Raw genomic sequence first — 22,050 nt, 5'->3', positions numbered from 1 at the left:
AATTTATGTCTCTTTTATTTTTGCTTTTGTTTTAGAAGAAGCTCTTTTTGAAGTTGTTTTTTTACTCGATACTTTAGCCGATATAAGTTCTAATGCCTCTGGAAGTGTTACACTAATGGGATCTTTATCTTTTGGCAATGTTGCATTAATTTTACCCCAATTGACATAAGGACCATAACGCCCGTTGCGTACAGTAATGGTTCCTCCTTCGGGATGCTCCCCTAATGTTGCCAATGCTGCAGGTGTTGTTCTGCTTTGCTTGGTTTTGTTTTCTTGTTGTTCTGCCAATACTGTAACAGCGCGATTGATACCAATATCAAAAACTTCATCTGCATGAAGAAGGCGCGCAGATTTTCCGTTATGGCTAAGATAAGGACCATATCGTCCAATCGTAGCCGTAATTGTTTTTCCAGTTTCAGGATGAATGCCAATTTCACGGGGAAGGGATAGTAAAGCCAAGGCTTTATCAAGGGTTATATTTTCTGCCTGCCATTCTTTTGGTAGTCCTGCACGCTTAACTTCTTTGCTTTCACCAAGTTGAATATAGGGACCAAACCGGCCATTGCGAAGAGAGATATCTTTTCCTGTTTCAGGGTCAATACCAAGTATAACAGGTTCATCATTGCGTACAGCTTCATTCTCTTCTCCAATATCTGTACCAAGTTGGCGTGTGTATTTACATTCGGGATAATTGGAACAGCCAACAAAAGCACCATAACGACCGAGTTTTAATGATAATTGACCACTTTTACAAAGAGGACAGGAACGCACATCACTTCCATCTTCGCGTTCCGGAAAGGCGAGAGGTGCTAATGTTACATTTAAAACATCAAGAACATTGGTTATACGAAGCTCTTGGATATTGCGAATAGATGCATTAAATCCATCCCAAAAATCTCGCAATACATCTTTCCAAGAAAGTTTTCCATCAGAGATAAGATCCAGCTTTTCTTCAAGATCTGCTGTGAAACCATATTCTACATAGCGATTAAAAAAATTTTCAAGAAAGGCTGTAACAATACGGCCCTTAGCATCGGGAATAAGCTTTCGTTTATCAATTACAATATATCCACGGTCACACAATGTCGCCAATGTAGAGGCATAAGTTGAAGGACGACCAATTCCTAATTCCTCAAGCTTTTTAATTAATGAAGCTTCAGAATAGCGAGAAGGGGGCTCTGTGGTATGTTGTACAGATTCAACTTTTTCTTTTGTAAGTGCTTCACCAGTGTTTATTTGTGGCAAACGAGTTGATTCATTTTCTTCATTATTTTCTTCGTCTCGTTGATCGGTGTAGACGGAAATAAAGCCATCAAAGCGAATAACAGATCCTGTTGCTCGTAGATTTGCACGGTTTTCTCCTTGCTGTGCTTCAATTTCAACAGTTGTACGTTCAATTTCAGCAGAACGCATTTGGCTGGCAATAGCACGTTTCCATATCAGCTCATAGAGCTTTGCTTGATCGCTATCGAGAAAATTACGGACTTGACTAGGATTGCGTTGAAAATCTGTTGGGCGGATCGCTTCGTGTGCTTCCTGTGCATTTTTTGCCTTTGTTGAATAAAAACATGGTTTTTCAGGAATATAGTCTTTACCGAAAGTTTCATGAATAACTTTTCGTGCTGAATCAATAGCTTCTGGTGCTATTTGCACACCATCGGTACGCATATAAGTAATAAGACCTGCTGTTTCACCATTAATTTCAATGCCTTCATAAAGCTTTTGGGCAATTTGCATAGTGCGAGAAGCTGAAAATCCTAATTTTGAAGAAGCTGCTTGTTGTAGTGTGGAGGTTGTAAATGGAGGAAAAGGATTTCTCTTTGTAGGTTTTGCTTCAACACTGAGTGTATGATATTGGGCTTTCTCCAACATAAAGCGAATTTGGTCTGCTTGTTCTTGAGATTGAATATCAAGCTTGCCTATTTTTCTTTGATTGAACATTGTCAATCTTGCTTGGAAACTATCATTTCGGAGGGTTTTTAACTGTGTTGTAATGGACCAATAATCTTCTTTGATAAAATGTTCTATTTCTGATTCACGATCACAAATAATGCGCAAAGCAACCGATTGAACGCGTCCAGCTGAACGTGCACCAGGGAGTTTTCGCCATAAAACAGGTGAAAGTGTAAAACCAACGAGATAATCAAGAGCGCGACGTGCAAGATAGGCATCTACAAGTGATGTATCAATATCACGTGGGTTGTTCATAGCATCAAGCACAGATTTTTTGGTGATGGCATTGAAGACAACTCTTTTGATAGGTTTATCTTTTAAAACTTTTTTTTGACGAAGAACATCCAGAATATGCCAAGAAATAGCTTCCCCTTCACGATCAGGGTCTGTTGCTAATATAAGGCTATCGGCTTCTTTAACGGCTTTTGCTATTTCATTTAAACGTTTAGCAGCAGCAGAATCTATATCCCATTTCATAGAAAAATCTTGATCTGGTAAAACAGAACCATCTTTTGCAGGTAAATCACGAACATGTCCAAATGATGCGACAACTTTGTATTGAGACCCAAGATATTTATTAATTGTTTTTGCTTTTGCTGGAGATTCAACGATAACGATATTCATAATTTTACCCAAATATTGAAATAAAAATTTTTTTATAAACGCCTTTTACGCGAATAGCTAATGACAATTGCTTAAGAGCACATAAAAAAATATTAGCCATATAAAAAACATGAATATTGTACAACTTATAATTGTTATTATTAGAATACACCCTATATAGAATTACACGATTTATTTTCCACTGTTATTACAAAAACATACGGCGAAATACTAAGATAACGTCTATTGAGAGGTAGGAGGGGAAATGCTCAAGGATAGAGGATTATGTTTATAAATCATTTAAAAGTTATCCAATATATTACAGACATGTCAAAACAAATGAATCAGATGGCGCGTCAGGCGCATAGTCCGCTTTTAGCATTGCTTTTGGATATGGTTGCCAAAGAAGGGCAAAGCATTATTAATAGTGCTGAGGCTCTTGGGGAAGATCAAGATTCGACAATGACACACAACCACCAGAGTGTCGAATAAGCTTTCCAGCAAGCTCGAGTTCTACCAACAAGAGGTAGAGAGTTGGAAGTGAAACACCTGAGTGGGTACTGAGTGTATCTAAATCGATTGGCGTTGTTGAAAGAGCGGAGAGAACTGCTGCACGTGCTGCATCATCACCTGCTAAAGAGGGGTTGCTGTTTTTTTCATCTGCTAAATTGAAATTCTCCTTTTCAAGTTGTAAAGAGGGTGGTTCCTCAAAAAAATTGAGTTGGGAATTTGGAAGCGGTGAAATTAATGGCGTAAGTGTTTCTATAATGTCAGAAGGATGTGTGGTGAGTAAAGCTCCCTCCTTGATAAGATTGTTTGTACCAACAGATCTTGGATCAAGTGGAGAACCGGGAATAGCGAAAATTAACCGTCCCATTTCAGCAGCTTGACGTGCGGTAATTAGGGATCCTGAGCGCAGGGCTGCCTCTACAACCAAGAGACCAAGTGATAGAGCTGCAATAATACGGTTTCTTCTTGGAAAATCGATAGCGCGCGGCTTCCAAGAAATGGGCATTTCGCTGATGATGGCTCCACCGTTGGCGATAATATCTTCATGCAACCTTTTATTTTCAGGAGGATAGATATGATCAATTCCCCCAGCCATGACTGCAACAGTTCCTGTTTTTAAACTTGCTTGATGCGCAACGCTATCAATTCCACGAGCGAGCCCAGAAATTGTTACAAAGTCTGCTTCTCCGAGAAAACGCGCAAATTGAGCCGTAAGCTTTTTTCCAGCAGCTGAAGCATTTCGAGAACCTATAATTCCAACAGAAGTTTTTTGAAAAATTGAAACATTACCTTTGACAGCAATAAGCGGCGGAGGGGCTTCTGTAACCTTAAGAAAAGCTGGGTAATCTGGTTCGCCCATACCGATCAACCGAACACCTAATCTTTTAGCTTTTTGTATTTCTTTTTCTGCATCTTCTAAGCTTGCTATTTTAATAGATACAGAACCACCACCTTTTCTACTAAGCTCTGGCAACGCGGCTAGAGCATTTTCTGCTGTTTTATAATGATCAATGAGATTGCGAAAACTAACAGCTCCAATATTTTCACTGCGCAATAACCGTAACCAGCTTAGACGTTGACGATCAGTAAGTAGGATTCCTTTATTTATCTCCGTGTTGCGTACCAATCTTACTTTCTTCCCCAATTAATAATCTACTGATATTTGCAGAATGTTTTATAAACACAAATACGCTCATCACAATCAGCATACAATAGAAATAAGAAGCGGAAAAATAAAAAACAAATATCGGTGTGATCGTAACAGCAACAAGTGCAGATAATGAAGAATAACGCATGAGGAGAAAAATCGTTATCCATACAATAATAAAAATAATTGCTGCAGGCCAATAGATTCCTAAGCAGACTCCTAGATAGGTAGCAACACCTTTACCACCTTTAAATTTAAGCCATACGGGGAAAAGATGTCCTAAGAAAACAAAAAAACCCGCTAGAGAAACAAGGATACTATTGTCTAGCGGATCACTAAAAAACTTTATAACGAAAACAACAATAGTTCCTTTCAACATATCACAAAGAAGTGTTAGAGCAGCAAGCTTTTTATTTCCTGTTCGTAAAACATTTGTTGCTCCAATATTGCCGGAACCGATTGTTCTTATATCACCAATTTTGGACAATCTTGTAAAAAGAAAACCAAATGGAATCGAGCCAATGAGATAAGATATGAGGAAAATAAACCATGGAGTGGACTGAAAAAATATTTCTGCTTCATTCATTAAAAATCTCATTAAGTTTGTTGATCAAGTTTAAAAACGGTTTTCCCTTTCACAAAGGTCTGGAGCACGCGTCCTTGAAAACGCGCACTCTCAAAAGGGGTATTTTTTGAACGGGAATAGAGCTTCTCTGTCGAAACAACCCATGGTTCTTCAAGATCAACCACAATAAGGTCTGCATGAGCACCTTTTTTGAGTGTTCCTGCATTGAGTCCAAAGAGCTTTGCAGGCGCCGTTGACAAAAGTTCCGTTATCCGTAGAAGAGATAGGCTCTCATCATGATAAAGGCGTAAGGCTGCGCTCAATAAGGTCTCCATACCAATAGCGCCAACTGCCGCGTCATTAAATGGTAAATGTTTTGTGTCGTTACTCTGAGGATCATGAGAAGAGACAATAACATCTATAGTCCCATCCTTTATTGCTTCAATCATTGCTACACGGTCTTCTTCTGTACGCAATGGGGGCATTAAGCGAAAAGAGGTGCGATATTCACCAATGTCATTTTCATTAAAAGATAAATGATTAATAGATACCCCCGCTGAAATTTTCTCACTGCGTTTTTTACCTAAACGAAGTGCATCAGCAGAGAGTGCTGTCGATATTTGAGCAGCATGATAGCGTGTTTGCGTTAATACTGCTAATCTCAGATCTCTTTCGAGTGGGATAACTTCTGCTTCGCGGGGAATTCCAGAAAGACCAAGCCAACTGGCGAGCAGTCCTTCATTCATCACACCTTGGCCTGTAAGATCTTTATCTTGCGTTTCATGCATCAATGGAACATCAAAATCACGTGCATAAGTCATTGCACGCCGCATAACAGATGAACTTTGAAGCGTTTTTTTTCCTTCACAAAAGGCAACAGCTCCTGCATCTTTTAGTAAGCCGAATTCCGTTATTTCTTGTCCGTTGAAACCTTGTGTGATTGAAGCAACGGGATAAATATTGACCGATGACTTTTCTTGTACTGTATGCCTAATAAATTCAACCAGTGCTACATTATCAATAACTGGATGCGTATTTGGCATCATAAGAAAGGAAGTAATACCACCTGCTGCTGCGGATTGACTTGTTGATGCGATTGTTTCACAGTGTTCATTGCCTAATTCTCGAACAAAGACGCGGGCATCAACAAGTCCGGGGAGAATTGCTTTGTTTTGTGCATTAATAACTTCTGCTTCTTCAGGGAATCCCTGATTCAGAGCTTCTTTTCCAGCGGCTATAATCCGTCCATTTTCAACAATAACTGTACCAATTTCATCGATTGCGCGCGAAGGATCAATAATACGAGCATTTTGAAAAACAATTGGTTTTATCATTTTTTTTCTCCACTGATCTTTGCACGTGAATCTAATAAAGCCTCCATGACAGCCATACGCACTGCAATTCCCATTTCTACTTGTGTATGAATCATACTTTGTGGTCCATCTGCTATGTCGGATGCAATCTCTACACCACGGTTTATTGGGCCTGGATGCAGAATAATGCAATCGTTTTTGGCATAGGCTAAATTTTCTTTATGTAAGCCAAAATAATGGAAATATTCACGCGTAGAGGGAATAAAAGAGCCTGTCATCCGTTCATGCTGTAAGCGCAACATCATGATAACATCAGCATTTTTAAGACCTTCTTTCATCGTGGTAAAAACCTCAACACTCATATGAGCGATTTCTGCGGGTAAGAGTGTTGAGGGAGCAACAGCACGAACACGAGCACCCAAAGCATTGAGACTTAGGATATTGGAACGGGCAACACGTGAGTGTAAGATATCTCCACAAATCGCAACAGTTAATCCTTCAATACGACCTTTTGTCCTTTTAATGGTTAGAGCATCTAATAAAGCTTGGGTTGGATGTTCATGAGCACCATCACCTGCATTAATGACACAACAATCAACTTTTTGCGCTAAGAAAGCTGCCGCTCCTGCGCTGTTATGGCGAAAAACCAGTATATCTGGCTTCATCGCATTGAGAGTTGTAGCTGTATCAAGTAATGTTTCTCCTTTTTTTACAGATGAGTTGCTGATCGCAAGACTCATCACGTGTGCACCTAGCCTTTTACCCGCTAATTCAAAAGAAGATTGTGTTCGCGTAGAGGCTTCAAAAAAGAGATTAATTTGAGTCCGTCCATGCAAAGTAGATTTTGTTTTATCAATTTTGTTAGAAAGGATAACATTTGCTTCTGCACGATCAAGCAATGTATTAAGATCTTGTACACTCAGATCTTTAATAGCTAAAAGATGTTGATGAGGGAAAAGTGGAAAAAAATTATCTTGAATCATAGCATTCTTCTTTATCTCTCTCTAAACAGGTTAAACAAGCATTTGTTTGAATATGATAAATGTTTCTTAACTCTAAAAAGACAAATAGTCTATGATATGAATGATTTGAATGTAGGAATATACCTATGAGTGCTGTATCTGCGCAAAATAACCGTCGAAAAAATACATTTCTTAGCGATACGCTTATGTTTCGTATTGCCTCTACTTTGCCTAAGTTTTTGTTAGCGAGTTTTGAAGAAATAGGGGATTTTGCGGCGAGTCGAGAAGCATGGAAACTTTCTTGCTTAGCGAATCATTATAAGCCTTTATTATGCTATAATGATGAATGGGGGCAGCCAACTGAAAAATTAGAGATCCATTCTTCCTATCAAGCTCTTCAACAATATTCTAGACAAGCAGGTTTGGTTACCTCGCTTTGGGAAAATACGAGCTCAGAAAATGGAGTCCGCTATCAAGCGCGTGCGATTCGTTTAGCTTTATCTGCTGGTTTAGAAACAGGACATTTGAATGAAGTTACTATAACGAGTGCAGCTATTGCTGTTTTAATTAGTGATATTGAGCTCTTCAAAAAATGGCAAAATGTACTTTTATCACGCCAATATGATTCCTCATCAAAGCCTATTCATCATAAAAAGGCTGCTTCTCTAACTTATGCATTTGACGATATTGAAAAATACGCTTTTAATTTTCCAAGTGTTAAGAAAATTTCTTTCGATGAAAGTATGGAACGTGATCTATATCGTTTAAATGTTGTAAAAACCAATGTTATTAATCCTACCGCTGACGGATATCTTGTTAGTGCAGATTTAAATGGTCATTTAAGTTGTTTTTTTATTCCACGTATACAAGAAAATGGCGCATTAAATGGATCTATATCAATTCGTCATTTAATTCAGCGTTCTGGAGAAATTTTAACACCAGAGGGGATTGTTGATTTCCAAGGCAGTTATGGTTGGCTTTTGGGAAATGCCGGAGAAGGGCTTAAAGTTATTAAAGATATCGAGACGATGATGCGTTTCGATCAATCAGTCATATCGGCAGGTGTTTTACGAGCGGCTCTTCAATTTGGTATAGATTTTTTCCGGGAAAAAATGCCCAATCAGCCTTTACCACCACTGACAGAACGTATTTTTGCAGATATTGCATTAGATATTGCTGCTTCACAAGCATTGGTTTTGCGTTTAGCGAAAGCATTTGATAATGCAGCAAATGACCGTTCTGAAGCAGCCTTTGCCCGCATTATGACACCTATTATTGCTTATCACGTAAGTCAATTGGTTGTGCCTATTATTGGCGAAATTATTGCACAACTTGGTATTGAAAGTTTTATAGAGAATAATCCATTATCACAAATGTTGCATAATGGGCCTGCGCGAATTGTGAGAAATAGTTCTGCTAATCAATTGGTAAAGGATGCCATTCTTATTGCTGAAAAAGCACCGGGATTGTTTCAGAAATTGTTGGAAAAAATAGCTCTTGATATTGGACCAGCGGGACCAAGAGCAATTGAAATTATTAAGTCAGCAGGTGATATGGCATCAGCAAATGAAGGTGCAGGAAGGTTTTTTGTTGAACAAGTAGCCTATGCAGCAGCAGCAGCAGCATTACGTTCTACAGACATAGAACATGTTGCAAATGCCTATATGGAAAGCCGCCTTGGGGGACAATGGAGATCTTCTTACGGGATGCTCATTGCACGATATAATGCAGGACATTTGCTCAATGTCCTCTATCCTTCCATATGATGAAAGTTTTGAATTCTATTAAGAGCACCTTGCAATATAAAAGCGGCGGCTGCCGAATCAATTCGGCTTGCTCTTTTAGCGCGCGATACATTCATTTCTAGAAGAGAACGTTCTGCAGCAATTGTTGATAAACGTTCGTCCCAAAAAACAAATGGAATTTTTGTATAAGCTTTCATATTGCTCACAAAAGCTCTGGTTGCTTGAACACGAGAGCCGCTGCTTCCATTCATGTTAAGGGGTAAGCCAATGATAATAACGCCTACGTTTTCACGGTCAAAAATTTTAATAAGTGTGTAAGCATCTTCTGTAAATTTTTTTCTCTGTAGTACAGGACGCGGATTTGAGACAGTCAGCCCCATATCAGAAATCGCAATTCCGATAGTTTTTGTCCCTAAATCTAAGCCTGCTATTGTTTGTTTAGGCAAAAGATGTGTTATAACTTCATCTATATTAATAACAGTCATAAGGGTATGATACGTTTTTTAATGTTTCAGATCTATAGTTATATTCTTTATTCATGTTATCTAATATTCTTGCACTTACAAGTGCACCCTTGTATAGCCAGAATAAAGATCAGTAAATAAACAAAAAAGCAGAAAGGCGTAAAGAGTATGTCTGTTGATCAAGAGACCGTCAAGAGGATCGCACATTTAGCGCGAATCGCTCTCCACGATGATGAGATAGAACCTGTGACAAAAAAATTCAATGCTATTTTAGGTTTTGTTGAGCAATTGAATGAAGTTGATGTCAGTGGAGTTGAGCCATTAATATCTGTGATACCGATGACTCTACGAATGCGTGAAGATAGTGTTACAGATGGCGATAAAGCAGCAGATATTGTAGCCAATGCCCCTGTTACAGAAGAAAAATTTTTTCTTGTCTCAAAAATTGTTGAGTAACTTTTTATATTTTTGAAATTTGAGAACCAATATGACTGAATTAACAAACCTCACAATTGCGCAAGCTCGTGATGCTCTAACAAAAAAAAATCTCAAAGCAACAGAATTAACGGAAGCTTATTTACAAGCAATAGAATCAGCTAATCCAATTTTGAATGCTTATGTAACAATAACAGCAGAACAGGCAATGAAAATGGCGACTGAATCAGAGTGTCGTTTAGCGAAAGGGCAGGGAGGGTTTTTAGAAGGAATCCCCTTGGGGATTAAAGATCTTTTTGCAACCTATGGTGTTCATACTCAAGCCTGTTCACATATCCTTGATGGTTTTAAACCACACTATGAATCAACTGTCACGGCTAATTTATGGCAAGACGGTGCTGTGATGTTAGGAAAACTTAATATGGATGAGTTTGCTATGGGCTCATCCAACGAAACATCATATTATGGTCCCGTTATTAGTCCATGGAGAAAAAAAGGCTCGAATGAAAAACTCGTACCTGGGGGGTCTTCGGGAGGATCTGCTGCCGCTGTTGCTGCACAAATTTGTGCTGGTGCAACTGCAACTGATACAGGTGGCTCAATACGTCAACCAGCAGCTTTTACTGGAACTGTAGGAATAAAGCCAACCTATGGACGTTGTTCACGGTGGGGTATTGTTGCATTTGCTTCATCCCTTGATCAAGCTGGACCTGTTGCCAGAGATGTTCGTGATTGCGCTATCTTACTAAGATCAATGGCCTCTTTTGATGAAAAAGATTCTACTTCTGTGAATTTACCAGTTCCTGATTATGAAAGTTATCTTGGCCAATCAATTAAAGGAATGAAAATCGGCATTCCAAAAGAATATCATATGGATGGAATGTCTCCAGAAATTATTGAGCTTTGGCAAAAAGGAATAAATTGGTTAAAAGAAGCTGGTGCTGAGATTAAGGATATTTCTTTGCCCCATACAAAATATGCTCTACCTTCTTATTACATTATAGCTCCTGCAGAAGCCTCTTCTAATTTAGCGCGTTATGATGGTGTACGTTTTGGTTTGCGCGTGCCTGGAAAAGATATCATTGAGATGTATGAAAATACGCGTTCTGTTGGCTTTGGTAATGAAGTTAAGCGGCGTATTTTGGTTGGGACTTATGTCCTTTCGTCTGGTTATTATGATGCCTGTTATTTAAGAGCTCAAAAAGTAAGAACACTCGTAAAACGTGATTTTGATCAATGTTTTGCTTCAGGCATTGATGCTATTTTGACACCAGCAACACCAACACCTGCTTTTGGTATTGCTGATGAAAAAATAAAAAATGATGCTGTAGCAATGTATCTTAATGATATTTTTACTGTGCCAGTTAATATGGCTGGTTTACCAGGAATTTCTGTTCCTGCTGGTTTATCATCAAATGGGTTACCTTTAGGATTGCAATTGATTGGTAAACCTTTTGCTGAAGAAGTCATTTTTCAGATAGCGCACATTATTGAAAAAGAAGCAGGGATATTCAGTGCAGAAAAATGGTGGATGTAATAATAAAAAATTCACAAAGGAGCATTTCTCATCCTTAATGAGAAATGCTTTTTTGAAGGGTGGAGGGATGAACTCTATTTCCTCAATTCGTAGTCTTTATCCACCAAGATAGGCTTCTTTAACACGCGAATCAGAGAGCATAGTTTTACCTTCACCGTGAAATAAAATATGTCCTACCTCTAAAATATAAGCATAGTCAGCGATAGAAAGCGCAGCAAATGCATTTTGTTCAATAAGAAGAACAGTTTTTCCCATATCATTAATTTTCCGAATAATCGAAAAAATTTCTCGAACGAGAAGTGGTGCTAACCCCAACGAGGGTTCATCTAATATTACCATATCAGGGTTGCTCATGAGTGCACGGCCCACAGCAACCATCTGTTGTTCACCACCTGACATTGTTCCTCCCAACTGTTTTGCTCTTTCACGTAGACGCGGAAAAAGATCAAATATCCATTCAATATCACGGGAAATTCCCTGCTTATCGTGACGAATATAAGCGCCTAGATGAAGATTCTCTAAAACAGTGAGATGGGGCATAATACGTCGTCCTTCAGGGCTTAGAGCAATCCCTAATCGTAAAATCTCTTCTGGTGATTTTTTAATAATTGATTCACCATTATAGGTAATTTTTCCATAAACAGAGCGATTAAGTCCTGTAATAGAACGTACAATACTGCTTTTTCCTGCACCATTGGCTCCAATTAAAGTGACAATACTGCCCCGTTTTATGGACATAGAAAGATTTTGAACAGCTTTAATGGCGCCATAATGAACGTTAAGATTTTTTATTTTAAGAATATCCATAAACATCTCCGCCAAGATAAGCTTCAATAACTTTAGGGTTATTACGAATTTCATCTGGTGTGCCATTGGCAATGCAACAGCCATATTCCATAACCAAAATATGTTGGCAAAGCCCCATAACCACTTTCATATCGTGCTCAATAAGAAGAATTGTAAGATCAAAGTCTTTTTGCACTTTTTCTATGAATTTTCTAAGATCTTCACTTTCTTGTGGATTCATGCCAGCAACAGGCTCATCAAGAAGAAGCAATTTTGGCTTTGTGGCTAACGCGCGTGCAATTTCTAAACGTCGTTGCACACCATAAGGTAAAGCCGTTGCCGATTGATTGGCAAGGTGATCAAGTTGTAGCTGTTCAAGGAGCTCTAAGGAATTTTTATAAATCTCCTTCTTTTCTTTCATTGCTTTTGAAAAAAATAGAGCTGAAGAAAACCAAGGATATTTTTGTCGAACATGTGCTCCTACCATAACATTCTGCAAAACCGTTAACCCTGAGAAAAGACGAATATTTTGAAACGTTCTGGCAATATGGCGTCTACAGATAATATAAGGAGACGCTCCAGAAATTTTTTGCTCATCAAAAAGAATGATGCCGCTTGTAGGAGCATAAAAACCAGAAATTATATTGAAAACTGTTGTTTTTCCAGCACCATTGGGACCAATTAATCCAGTAATACTTCCTCGTTTAATTGCCATATTAACATTATTTACAGCAACTAATCCGCCAAAACGCATTACAATATTATTGAGTGAAAGGATGGTGTCGTTCATAGCTTTCCCTCAGTATTAGAAAGCTTTTTGCGTGTCAAAAAGCTATAAATTCCATTCCATGAGAATTCTCGTTGTCCCATCAACCCTTTTCTCCAAAACAAGATAATTACCAGCAATAAAAGAGAAAAAACAACCATACGAAGTCCTGGGGTTTCTGGAATATGTATAAAACCTAAGTCAAATGGACTTTCAATAATACGAAGCCATTCAAGCATGACTGTAATAATAATGCTGCCAATAATGCTCCCTGTAATTGAACCGAGACCACCAGCAACAACAATCATTAAAATATTAAAAGTCAGAAGAAAATTAAACATTTTGGGATCAATGGTTGAAATAAGAGCCGCCATTAATGCGCCACCTATACCTGCAAAAAACGCTCCAACAGTAAAAGAAAAACTACGGTAGAAAAACGCGTTAATTCCCATAGTTTTCGCAGCTATTTCATCATCACGAATAGCACGTAATACGTTACCAGTATTGCTTCGCAGTAAAAGGACACTAAAAAGAACTGTAAACGCTAGCCAACCATAGTTCCACCATAATGTTGCGTCTTGAGGTATTCCTTTTATTCCCAAAGAGCCATTTGTGAGCGATGTTGCGTTTGTAATGACAATGCGAATAATTTCCGCAAAACCTAATGTTGCAATTCCAAGATAATCGCCACCAAGACGCAGTATTGGTAAAGCAATCAATAAACCTACAACTGCAGCACACAAACCACTGACAACAACAGCGATAAAAAAAGGTAACTGTAAATGATATAATGGTTCAGCAATAGGCTCAAGAATCCACATCATTTCTTTTTGCTCAGGGGAAAGAAGTAAAATTGCGCAAACATAAGCACCAATAGCCATAAATCCAGCATGTCCAAGAGAAAACATACCTGTGAAACCGTAAATCAAATTAAGCGAAATTGCCAATATTGCATTAATAGCAATCAGATTTATGATACGAAGCGTATAGTCATTAAAATGGCTATCAGCATAAAATAAAAAACCTATGAGAACTAAAACACTTATACACGATAAAACAGTTGTCGCTGACTTTGTCATTAGATTTTCTCCTGATTTCTTTTACCCATTAATCCTGTGGGCAATATCAATAGAATCAGAATCAATAAAATGAAAGCAAAGGCATCTCGATATCCAGATAGCGCGGGAAAAAATGCGATAATCATAATTTCAATAAACCCTAATAACAATCCTCCCAACATTGCTCCTGGTATCGAACCAATACCTCCGATAACAGCAGCGATAAATGCTTTGAGACCAGGAAGAACACCCATATAAGGCTGAATTTGAGGATAACGTAAAGACCACATAATGCCTGCTATGGCGGCAAGAGCTGAGCCTATTCCAAATGTAAACGCAATAACTTTATTGACAGACACACCCATCAAACGTGTTGTTTCAATATCATGGGAGATTGCGCGCATAGCAAGACCCGGTTTTGTTTTATGGATAATCCATAACAGTAATAAAATAAGAATTAATGACACAACGGGAACGATCAGAGACATGGGAGCAATTCTGATGATACCATCTGCTCCTGATCCTAGATGCCATAAAAATGGCGTTACAAGAAAATCTGGTTGTTGTACACCTTTCGGAACACCACTAAAGAGTACAGTAGCAAGATTTTCAATAAAAAAAGAAACACCGATTGCACCGATAAGTCCCGAAATACGCGGAGCATGGCGTAGAGGTTTATAAGCAAATTGATCAACAGCAACACCCACAGCACTTGTAATAAAAATGGAAAAACAAAGAGCTAAAACCCAAATCGGTGTAAAATCTTGTGGGGAAATTTTTAAATAATAAACAAATCCTAGCGCAAGGATTAAGAAAGCACCAATCCAATAAATTGGAGGACGCCTTTTAAAGCCTATAAAGACCGAATAATAAACAAGAGCAGCAAGGAACAAAAGAAGAAAAGCCGCCCAAGCAGGCATAAAACCAATTGTGGAAAAGAAAACAAAATATGCTCCCAGCATAAAGATATCACCGTGAGCAAAATTAATGAGCCTCAGTATACCGTAGACCATGGTGTAGCCAATAGCAATAAGCCCATAAAGAGATCCCAATGCCAGTGCATTAAAAAAGTACTGGATGAACATTTCAGTGCTCATCTCTCATCCTTCCACATTTGTTAATTTACATAGGACAATAAGAAATTTCCAAGTTTTTGGTTGAGAAAAAGATCCTCAACCAATTCTTGTATTTTAATAAGTAAAACTTTTTAATTAAAAAGCAGGTTTAACTTCTTCTAAATAAACACGTTTTCCATCCTGTATTTTAATGATACCAATAGGAATTTTAGGGTTATGATTTTTATCCATTGACATATCTCCAAAGGGGGTAGGGAAATCTTTTAATTCGCTAAGTGCGATAGTAATTTTTTCACGATCAGTGCTACCAGCATTTTCAATAGCCTTCATGAACATCATATAACTCGTGTATCCCAAAACAGAATTGATATTTGGCTCTTTGTCAGGGTAGGCTTCTTTCCATTCTTTTGTGAATTCTTGCGCAGCTACTGACATATTTGGCATATCCTCACTGTAGGGAAGTGTCGTATGTAAGAAACCTTCTGCAGCTTTTCCTGCAATCGTAATGGTTTCTGGATTATCCATAGCATCTCCACCCATAATTTGAAACCTCGCCCCTAATTCTCGTGCTTGTTTCATGATGATAGCACCTTCAGAAAAGTAAGATGGGATGAATAAGATATCAGGTTTCTGAGCGATAATTTGCGTGAGAACAGCTGAAAAGTCCTGATCTCCAGAATTATAATTTAAATTTGAGATAACTTCACCACCTAATTTTTTGAAAGCACGCGTAAAATAGCTTGCAAGACCAATGGCATAATCGCTTGAAATATCTTTAAGGATAGCAGCCTTTTTTGCGTGCAAAGTTTGGCTTACATAAGTTGCGATTCCTACCCCTTGATAGGAATCAATAAAGCAAGCACGGAAGTAATATTTTTTACCCTGTGTAACAAGGGGGCTTGTTGAGGACGTTGCAATGGTTGGAGTCTTTGCTTTTTCAGATATTTCACCACCTGCTAACGAGAGCGAAGAACCATAGCTACCAATGATTCCACTTACTTTTTCACTTGCTGTTAAACGCATAACAGCATTAGCTGCTTCTACCTTATCAGACTTATTATCAATAATAACAAGTTCCACTTTACGTCCTAAAATTTCTGGAACTTTTTTATGGGCTAATTCTATACCTCTAATTTCAAGCTGACCTCCAAATGCATTTTGACCACTTAATGGAAGATAAACTCCAATCTTAATAGGTTCACTCGCATAAACATTTGCTGTAAATGCCATAAATGCTGCGATTGTCGTAAGGATTTTCTTCAATTGCATTGCGCATTTTCCTTAATTGAATTGTCGTTTTTTCACCTTATATTGAACTTCTTCATCATGCAAGTTACACATTAATCAAAATATCATTATGTAAAAAAACTTTTATATGAGCTCTTTTGTAGGGCACTCCTTGTACGGTATGTAAAGTGTACAATCAAATAGTTTTGTAAATATTCATGTTGATATTCTCTGACATTAACATAGAAGATACGACAATATGGGGAAATCTTATCTTGGGGCTTGCTTGTTGATACAAGAGCAATGTTTACTTAAACCTAGAGAATCAATATCGTACAATTTATAAGCTACAGGATCACGTTATTATGACGAGTAAGGATGCATTAAAGGATTGTTCCCCATCTGAGGATAGTATAGGTGCTTGTGGGGAGATTATCGAAATCAGTGGTGTCATTAAGTGGTTTGATGGTAGTAAGGGGTATGGATTTATTGTACCTGATTTACCTCATTTTCCCGATATATTATTGCATGTTACGGTAATGCGAAGGGATGGTTTTCAAACAGCTTTGGAGGGAGCTAAAGTTATTTGTGCTGTGGAAAAAACTGAACGAGGATTAAAGTGCGTTCAGGTGAAATCTATAGATTGTTCTTCAGCAATTCATCCATCAGAAGTTCCAGCGCGTACCCATGTTGTTGTTACTCCAGAAAGTGGACTAGAACGTGCAATTGTTAAATGGTTTAATCGTGACAAAGGTTTCGGTTTTCTTAGCCGTGGGCAAGGAACAGAAGATATTTTTATTCATATGGAAACGTTGCGCCGTTTTGGTTTAGCAGAGCTTCGTTCTGGCCAGGTTGTTCTTGTACGTTTTGGTAAAGGAGAAAAAGGTTTAATGACAGCAGAGATTTATCCGGATATCGGCATTCCTTTTGCTACGCATTGAATTTCACGAGTGAAAACAGTATGTTTTCTATGTTTTTAAAGATAGTTATTTCGTAAATTGCTATAGAGGTAGATTTTTAAAGAAAATATGGCTCTAGTGAACCCATAAACCAAATAGAGAAAATTGCGATATCACGCTGAAAGAAACTAGAAAGCAACAAGGAAGCAAATCTCTTATTTTTTGGCTTTTAAACTCTAGTACTTTTTATTTTAGAAACAAAATTTAAAATTTTTCTATGGTGGAGACAAGAATGTTAAAGCTTTTTAAAAAGAGGCATATTGTTTTATTGGTGATGCTTTTTATGTTAGATATGCGTGTTGTTGTGGCAAAAAAGCCCATAGAGATTTCTGTGCATCCGATTCCTTTAGAAATACATACAAAGCAAGGTACGGTTTTTTATAAGGTAGAGATTGCTTTTACGCCATCTCAAGCAGCGGCTGGGTTAATGTATCGAACTGATTTTCCACGCGATCGTGCAATGCTCTTTAAGCAGCTAAAAAGTTCTCAACCGGGAGATGAACAGAAAATTTTTATGTGGATGGCAAATACGCCTTTACCTTTAGATATGATTTTCTTAAACTCCGAGGGAATTATTGTATCGATTGTTGAAAACACCTCTCCATTTTCAACAAATACCATTTCATCAGAAGTTCCTGCAGCTTTTGCACTTGAGATTAATGCTGGTGAAGTTTCTGAAAAAAAGATACAAAAAGGGCAACGTGTTATTCATCCTGTACTTTGTGGAAAGTGCAATAAAAAATGACCGCTGAAGATATTCGTTTTTTTGAATATAATGGTTTGCGATTTGCTTATCGAGAAGAAGGGCAGGGGGCGCCTATTTTGTTGATCCATGGTTTTGGATCTTCTGCACGGGTGAATTGGTATGCAACGGGTTGGTTTCGTATTCTCACTGAAGCAGGATATCGTGTTATTGCTCTTGATAATCGCGGTCACGGAGATTCAGTTAAAAGTTATGATCCTGTCTTTTATACGCCTCAAGCTATGGCTGGCGACGCAATAAAGTTACTACAGCATTTAGAGTTATCTAAAGCCCATGTTATGGGATATTCTATGGGGGCTCGTATTAGTGCGTTCATGGCTCTTTTGCATCCAACATATGTACACAGTGTTATTTTTGGCGGTTTAGGTATTGGTATGGTAACGGGAGCAGGAAATTGGGAGCCTGTTGCTGAGGCCCTTTTAGCAGAAGATATTTCTACCATTACTAATACGCGTGGTTTAATGTTCCGTAAATTTGCCGATCAAACGAAAAGCGATAGGCGTGCTCTTGCTGCTTGTATTATTACATCAAAACAGGAGTTAACGGCGTCTGAAGTTTACAAAATTGAACAACCTGCACTTGTTGCCGTTGGTTCATTAGATGAAATCGGCGGTGCTGCAGAGCCATTAGCAGCTTTATTGCCTTGTGGTGAAGCTTTATCAATTCCTGGTCGAGATCATATGCTTGCTGTAGGCGATAAAGTTTATAAAAAAGGCGTTATAGATTTTCTTTCTCGTTATCCTATAAGATAAGCATTCTTCATAGGTTTTAGCATTTACAAAAATACTCAGTATTTTTATCTCGTATAAATTGAAAAAACCTTATTTAAAAATTTTTCTGTTGTGACATAAGTTTTTATAAAAAATGAAAAGAAAAATAAACTCTTATTTGCTTATTTTGTATATTTTTTAGAGATGTAATTCTTCTAAGATTAAATAATTATACTTTAAAAGTTATTAAAAGAAATATTTTTGAATGTTGTAATAATTATTGTTATTTATATTTTTTATAAAAGGAATAAAATTATAAATTATTGATCAATTTATTCTTACGAATATGCATTCTAAATACAGATGCTAAAATTGGAGATAAAGTAAAATTATTAAAAATATACAGTTTTTTTGCCATTTTTTAATCTATACGGGTATATTTAATAATGATAGATTCTTTTTGTAGAAGTTCTTTATGAATATATAAAGAACGTTGTAAATATATGTAACATTAAGTAAATATTCAGATTATGCTTTTTTACTGACTTTACAGAATCATAAGAATGTCTTATTTGCGCGACACGCAATTATTTTAATCGTTTCAAAAAAACAGGAGAGCATAGTGAATGCTGATGAAATAAAAAAACTTGATAATTATTTAAAAAATATATTCCAAAACTCAGCATTGCAAGTCAGAGCGCGGCCTAAAAAGAGTGATTCTTGTGAGGTTTATATGGGAGATGAGTTTTTAGGCATTATCTATCGAGATGAAGATGAAGATGAGCTCTCCTATAATTTCTCAATGGCTATATTAGATATTGATTTAGAAAATTGATTCGTTATTCACAGTTGAATGAAGTCTTTTTTATCCTATAAGATTTATATAAGTTTTAACGCTTTAAAGCTCGTATGGTTATTTCGTGCAATAATAAGGTGGTCATGGATAATAATACCTAATGCATTTGCTGCATCCTTTAATCGATATGTCATTGTTATATCTGCATCAGAGGGGGTGGAATCGCCAGAAGGGTGATTGTGGACTAAGATAAGTCCTGATGCAGATAACTCTAAAGCTCGAGAAATAACTTCACGAGGATAAACAGGGGTATGATCAATGGTTCCAGTTTGTTGCACCTCATCAGCAAGTAAGCCGTTTTTCTTATCAAGAAACAAAATACGAAATTGTTCACGTGTTTCGTGAGCCATAACAGCTTTACAATAAGCTAACACTTTATCCCATGATGAAAAAATATTGCGTTTAAACAATTGCGCACGAGCAAGACGTCCAGCAACATCTGAAATAATTTTTAAATCAATTGCAGTGGCGGGACCACATCCTGGAATTTCTTGAAGTCGGTGAATATCCGCTCCCAACACATCAGCTAATGAACCAAAGCGCGCTATCAAATTTTTAGCTATGGGTTTTGTGTTTGCACGGGGTATTGTGCGAAAAAGCAATAATTCAAGATATTCATAGTCTTCAATTGCATTTCCTTTTGACTTTAAATAGCGCTTCCGAAGACGCTCACGATGTCCTTGATAATGTTTATGAAGCTGTGCGTTTTTCTGAGGCTCTTCACTTTTTCTTTCTGATACTGGGGTAAGTGGAGAACTCGATGTTAATGCAAAGTGATCACTTTGAGTATCTTCCTTTTGATTTAATTTTTTAGCCATAACATCTCTACATTGCGTTAGATATGCGAATTTGGAATATAAAAAATATTTTTAGGAGATTGTGTAAATATTTCATATCCTTCATTTGTGACACCAATTGTATGTTCATATTGTGCTGTCAGAGAGCGGTCACGGGTAACAGCAGTCCAACCGTCAGATAAAACCTTAACTTGTGGTTTACCAAGGTTAATCATAGGCTCAATTGTAAACATCATACCTTGTTTTAATTCTATTCCTTCTCCAGGGTTTCCATAATGGAGGATATTGGGAGCATCATGGAAAAGCTGGCCGATACCATGTCCGCAAAAGTCTCTCACAATTGAACAGCGTTCAGATTCTGCATACTGTTGAATGGCTGCCCCAATATCACCTGTCGTTGCTCCAGGCTTAACGACAGCGATTCCTTTCATAAGACTTTCATAGGTTATTTTTAGCAAGCGTTCTGCTGCACGTCTAATTTTTCCAACAGGATACATTCGGCTTGAATCTCCATGCCAACCATCAAGGATAAAAGTTACATCAACATTTACAATATCGCCTTCTTGCAAAGGTCTTTTATTGGGGATACCATGACAGACAACGTGATTGATAGATGTGCAGCATGAATGGCTGTATCCATGATAATTTAGATCAGCAGGAAGTGCTCCTCTCTTAGCACCAAAAATGAATACAAAATCATCAATTTCTTGCGTAGTAACACCCGGCTTAATAATATCCATAAGCGCATCAAGGCATTCTGCAGCAATACGACCAACTTCACGCATTTTAGTAAAAGCATAATCATCGAAAATGCGGATTTTTCCATTAAACTTTAAAGGGATTTTATTATATTCGATATACTCAGTCATTGTTTCTTCTATTTTCTATTGTTACTCTCTGAATCGGAAAAATGCCTTCTACACTTACATGACACTTTACAGCATAACATTCTACTCCTGATTTTAATGCTAAATCAAACTTACGTCCATAGAGTGGGTCAAGATCATGACAGATTGCAAAAGCTGCGCAATCTTCTCGTTGAATAATATAAAGCATAGCAGCTCGTTTTCCTTGTTGTACAACTCCTATGAGCTCATCAAGGTGACGTGCACCACGTTTTGTTTCGCTATCAGGAAATTCTGCTAATCCTTTTTGACGAATAAAATGAACATTTTTGACTTCTAGGTAACAATCAGGAAGAATGTCATCACGTAAAATAAAGTCAATTCGTGATTGTGTCCCATAGCGTTGTTCTTTTAAAACTGTTTTATATCCACTTAATTCTGGTAGTAATCCGTTTTGAATTGCTTCTAACGCAAGTTTATTGGGTAAGGCAGTATTAATGCCAACCAACGTATTATCGGCTTCAATAATTTCTAATTGATAGGCATATTTTCGTTTGATGTTGTTATGATATGAAAGCCAAATATTGGAGTTGAAAGCTGTTAATCCAAGCATTGATCCTGTGTTAGGTACAGATACGGTGAGGACACGCTGATCATCTTGTTGAACATCCGCAAGGAAACGTTTATAACGACGGATAAGCTTTGCAGGAAAAAGTTTGGAAATAAAGTGCATATCTCTTTTTAGGATTTATGATTTCATAATTCAACTGAGATTACGATTTGTAGGGGCTATTCCCTATTAAAAAGATAAAATTGGTGTAAAAAACGCCACGGTATCTTATATAAATTGTTATAAATTCCATTGTTCACTTTAATGGCTTTTAAAATTTATTATCTTTGAGAGAAAAGATAGATTATCTATAATTTATTATTAAACAGCATTAGAGTACTGTGAAGAAGGTTTCGTAAAAAT

22 protein-coding genes are annotated in these 22,050 nt (G+C 37.4%); 8 read left to right on the top strand and 14 right to left on the bottom strand.

From position 1 onward, the window contains the following. Positions 1–3: 3 nt before the first annotated feature. Entirely contained in the window at positions 4–2,577 is a 2,574-nt protein-coding gene (gene topA, locus ACFIKU_RS03815) for a type I DNA topoisomerase (protein WP_375656728.1), read from the bottom strand. Positions 2,578–2,841: 264 nt separating this feature from the next. Here topA and ACFIKU_RS03810 point away from each other — a divergent pair, with 264 nt between their 5' ends. Further along, positions 2,842–3,048: a hypothetical protein gene (locus ACFIKU_RS03810; RefSeq protein WP_005773510.1), complete on the top strand. Its 207-nt coding sequence runs from the start codon at positions 2,842–2,844 to the stop codon at positions 3,046–3,048. On the opposite strand, the gene dprA is transcribed toward ACFIKU_RS03810, so the two are convergent. The 4 genes from dprA to ACFIKU_RS03790 are packed head-to-tail and all read right to left on the bottom strand — an operon-like array spanning position 2,978 to position 7,074. After that, positions 2,978–4,210, bottom strand: coding sequence for a DNA-processing protein DprA (gene dprA / locus ACFIKU_RS03805; RefSeq protein ID WP_375656727.1), 1,233 nt, complete (start codon positions 4,208–4,210; stop codon positions 2,978–2,980). The two genes, ACFIKU_RS03810 and dprA, sit on opposite strands and share 71 nt — an antisense overlap. Then, positions 4,167–4,799 carry a glycerol-3-phosphate 1-O-acyltransferase PlsY gene (gene plsY / locus ACFIKU_RS03800; protein WP_375656726.1) on the bottom strand — a complete coding sequence of 211 codons (633 nt, stop codon included), beginning with the start codon at positions 4,797–4,799 and terminating at the stop codon, positions 4,167–4,169. The genes dprA and plsY overlap by 44 nt, the downstream gene beginning before the upstream one ends. Positions 4,800–4,810: 11 nt before the next feature. Then, positions 4,811–6,112, bottom strand: coding sequence for a dihydroorotase (locus ACFIKU_RS03795; protein WP_375656725.1), 1,302 nt, complete (start codon positions 6,110–6,112; stop codon positions 4,811–4,813). Then, complete coding sequence (locus tag ACFIKU_RS03790; protein ID WP_375656724.1) at positions 6,109–7,074, bottom strand: aspartate carbamoyltransferase catalytic subunit; 966 nt, start codon at positions 7,072–7,074, stop codon at positions 6,109–6,111. The genes ACFIKU_RS03795 and ACFIKU_RS03790 overlap by 4 nt, the downstream gene beginning before the upstream one ends. A gap of 125 nt (positions 7,075–7,199) precedes the next feature. On the opposite strand from ACFIKU_RS03790, the gene ACFIKU_RS03785 reads away from it, so the two are divergent. Then, positions 7,200–8,819, top strand: coding sequence for an acyl-CoA dehydrogenase family protein (locus ACFIKU_RS03785; RefSeq protein ID WP_375656723.1), 1,620 nt, complete (start codon positions 7,200–7,202; stop codon positions 8,817–8,819). On the opposite strand, the gene ruvX is transcribed toward ACFIKU_RS03785, so the two are convergent. Further along, on the bottom strand, positions 8,804–9,283 hold the full coding sequence (gene ruvX / locus ACFIKU_RS03780) for a Holliday junction resolvase RuvX (protein ID WP_375656722.1): 480 nt from the start codon (positions 9,281–9,283) through the stop codon (positions 8,804–8,806). The two genes, ACFIKU_RS03785 and ruvX, sit on opposite strands and share 16 nt — an antisense overlap. A 147-nt stretch (positions 9,284–9,430) precedes the next feature. Here ruvX and gatC point away from each other — a divergent pair, with 147 nt between their 5' ends. Further along, a complete protein-coding gene (gene gatC, locus ACFIKU_RS03775) occupies positions 9,431–9,718 on the top strand; it encodes an Asp-tRNA(Asn)/Glu-tRNA(Gln) amidotransferase subunit GatC (RefSeq protein WP_375642050.1) in 288 nt (95 codons plus the stop codon). A 31-nt stretch (positions 9,719–9,749) separates the two neighbouring features. Beyond that, positions 9,750–11,234 carry an Asp-tRNA(Asn)/Glu-tRNA(Gln) amidotransferase subunit GatA gene (gatA, locus tag ACFIKU_RS03770; RefSeq protein ID WP_375656721.1) on the top strand — a complete coding sequence of 495 codons (1,485 nt, stop codon included), beginning with the start codon at positions 9,750–9,752 and terminating at the stop codon, positions 11,232–11,234. A gap of 96 nt (positions 11,235–11,330) precedes the next feature. On the opposite strand, the gene ACFIKU_RS03765 is transcribed toward gatA, so the two are convergent. The 5 genes from ACFIKU_RS03765 to ACFIKU_RS03745 all read right to left on the bottom strand — a co-directional run bounded on the left by ACFIKU_RS03765 (position 11,331) and on the right by ACFIKU_RS03745 (position 16,189). After that, positions 11,331–12,041: an ABC transporter ATP-binding protein gene (locus ACFIKU_RS03765; protein ID WP_375656720.1), complete on the bottom strand. Its 711-nt coding sequence runs from the start codon at positions 12,039–12,041 to the stop codon at positions 11,331–11,333. Beyond that, on the bottom strand, positions 12,028–12,810 hold the full coding sequence (locus tag ACFIKU_RS03760; protein WP_375656719.1) for an ABC transporter ATP-binding protein: 783 nt from the start codon (positions 12,808–12,810) through the stop codon (positions 12,028–12,030). Before ACFIKU_RS03760 ends, ACFIKU_RS03765 begins: the two co-directional genes overlap by 14 nt. Then, on the bottom strand, positions 12,807–13,865 hold the full coding sequence (locus ACFIKU_RS03755) for a branched-chain amino acid ABC transporter permease (RefSeq protein WP_375642046.1): 1,059 nt from the start codon (positions 13,863–13,865) through the stop codon (positions 12,807–12,809). Before ACFIKU_RS03755 ends, ACFIKU_RS03760 begins: the two co-directional genes overlap by 4 nt. Then, positions 13,865–14,941, bottom strand: a complete 1,077-nt coding sequence (locus ACFIKU_RS03750) for a branched-chain amino acid ABC transporter permease (protein ID WP_375642045.1) — start codon at positions 14,939–14,941, stop codon at positions 13,865–13,867. The genes ACFIKU_RS03755 and ACFIKU_RS03750 overlap by 1 nt, the downstream gene beginning before the upstream one ends. A 114-nt stretch (positions 14,942–15,055) precedes the next feature. Continuing rightward, complete coding sequence (locus ACFIKU_RS03745; RefSeq protein WP_375642044.1) at positions 15,056–16,189, bottom strand: ABC transporter substrate-binding protein; 1,134 nt, start codon at positions 16,187–16,189, stop codon at positions 15,056–15,058. A gap of 323 nt (positions 16,190–16,512) precedes the next feature. On the opposite strand from ACFIKU_RS03745, the gene ACFIKU_RS03740 reads away from it, so the two are divergent. The 4 genes from ACFIKU_RS03740 (at position 16,513) to ACFIKU_RS03725 (ending at position 19,414) form a co-directional block, all read left to right on the top strand. Then, complete coding sequence (locus ACFIKU_RS03740) at positions 16,513–17,088, top strand: cold-shock protein (RefSeq protein ID WP_375656718.1); 576 nt, start codon at positions 16,513–16,515, stop codon at positions 17,086–17,088. A gap of 250 nt (positions 17,089–17,338) precedes the next feature. Then, positions 17,339–17,851, top strand: coding sequence for a DUF192 domain-containing protein (locus ACFIKU_RS03735; RefSeq protein ID WP_375656717.1), 513 nt, complete (start codon positions 17,339–17,341; stop codon positions 17,849–17,851). Next, the gene (locus ACFIKU_RS03730; RefSeq protein ID WP_375642041.1) at positions 17,848–18,621 is read left to right on the top strand and encodes an alpha/beta fold hydrolase; all 774 of its coding nucleotides are present in this window, start codon (positions 17,848–17,850) and stop codon (positions 18,619–18,621) included. Before ACFIKU_RS03735 ends, ACFIKU_RS03730 begins: the two co-directional genes overlap by 4 nt. A 580-nt stretch (positions 18,622–19,201) precedes the next feature. Next, positions 19,202–19,414 (top strand): DUF3126 family protein, encoded by a 213-nt coding sequence (locus ACFIKU_RS03725; protein ID WP_015856411.1) that lies wholly within the window; start codon positions 19,202–19,204, stop codon positions 19,412–19,414. 44 nt (positions 19,415–19,458) lie between these two features. Here ACFIKU_RS03725 and radC read toward each other — a convergent pair whose 3' ends face one another. From radC to sfsA, 3 genes are read right to left on the bottom strand one after another with little or no spacing between them, the layout of a single operon-like run. Then, a complete protein-coding gene (gene radC, locus ACFIKU_RS03720; RefSeq protein WP_375642040.1) occupies positions 19,459–20,253 on the bottom strand; it encodes a DNA repair protein RadC in 795 nt (264 codons plus the stop codon). Between the two features lie 17 nt (positions 20,254–20,270). Continuing rightward, positions 20,271–21,101 carry a type I methionyl aminopeptidase gene (gene map / locus ACFIKU_RS03715; protein WP_375642039.1) on the bottom strand — a complete coding sequence of 277 codons (831 nt, stop codon included), beginning with the start codon at positions 21,099–21,101 and terminating at the stop codon, positions 20,271–20,273. Beyond that, positions 21,094–21,810 (bottom strand): DNA/RNA nuclease SfsA, encoded by a 717-nt coding sequence (gene sfsA, locus ACFIKU_RS03710; protein ID WP_375656716.1) that lies wholly within the window; start codon positions 21,808–21,810, stop codon positions 21,094–21,096. Before sfsA ends, map begins: the two co-directional genes overlap by 8 nt. Positions 21,811–22,050 lie beyond the last annotated feature (240 nt).

Origin of the sequence: Bartonella sp. CM120XJJH (genome assembly GCF_042194715.1) — a bacterium.
GTDB lineage: Bacteria > Pseudomonadota > Alphaproteobacteria > Rhizobiales > Rhizobiaceae > Bartonella.
This window is presented reverse-complemented; position numbering and strand designations above follow the sequence as displayed.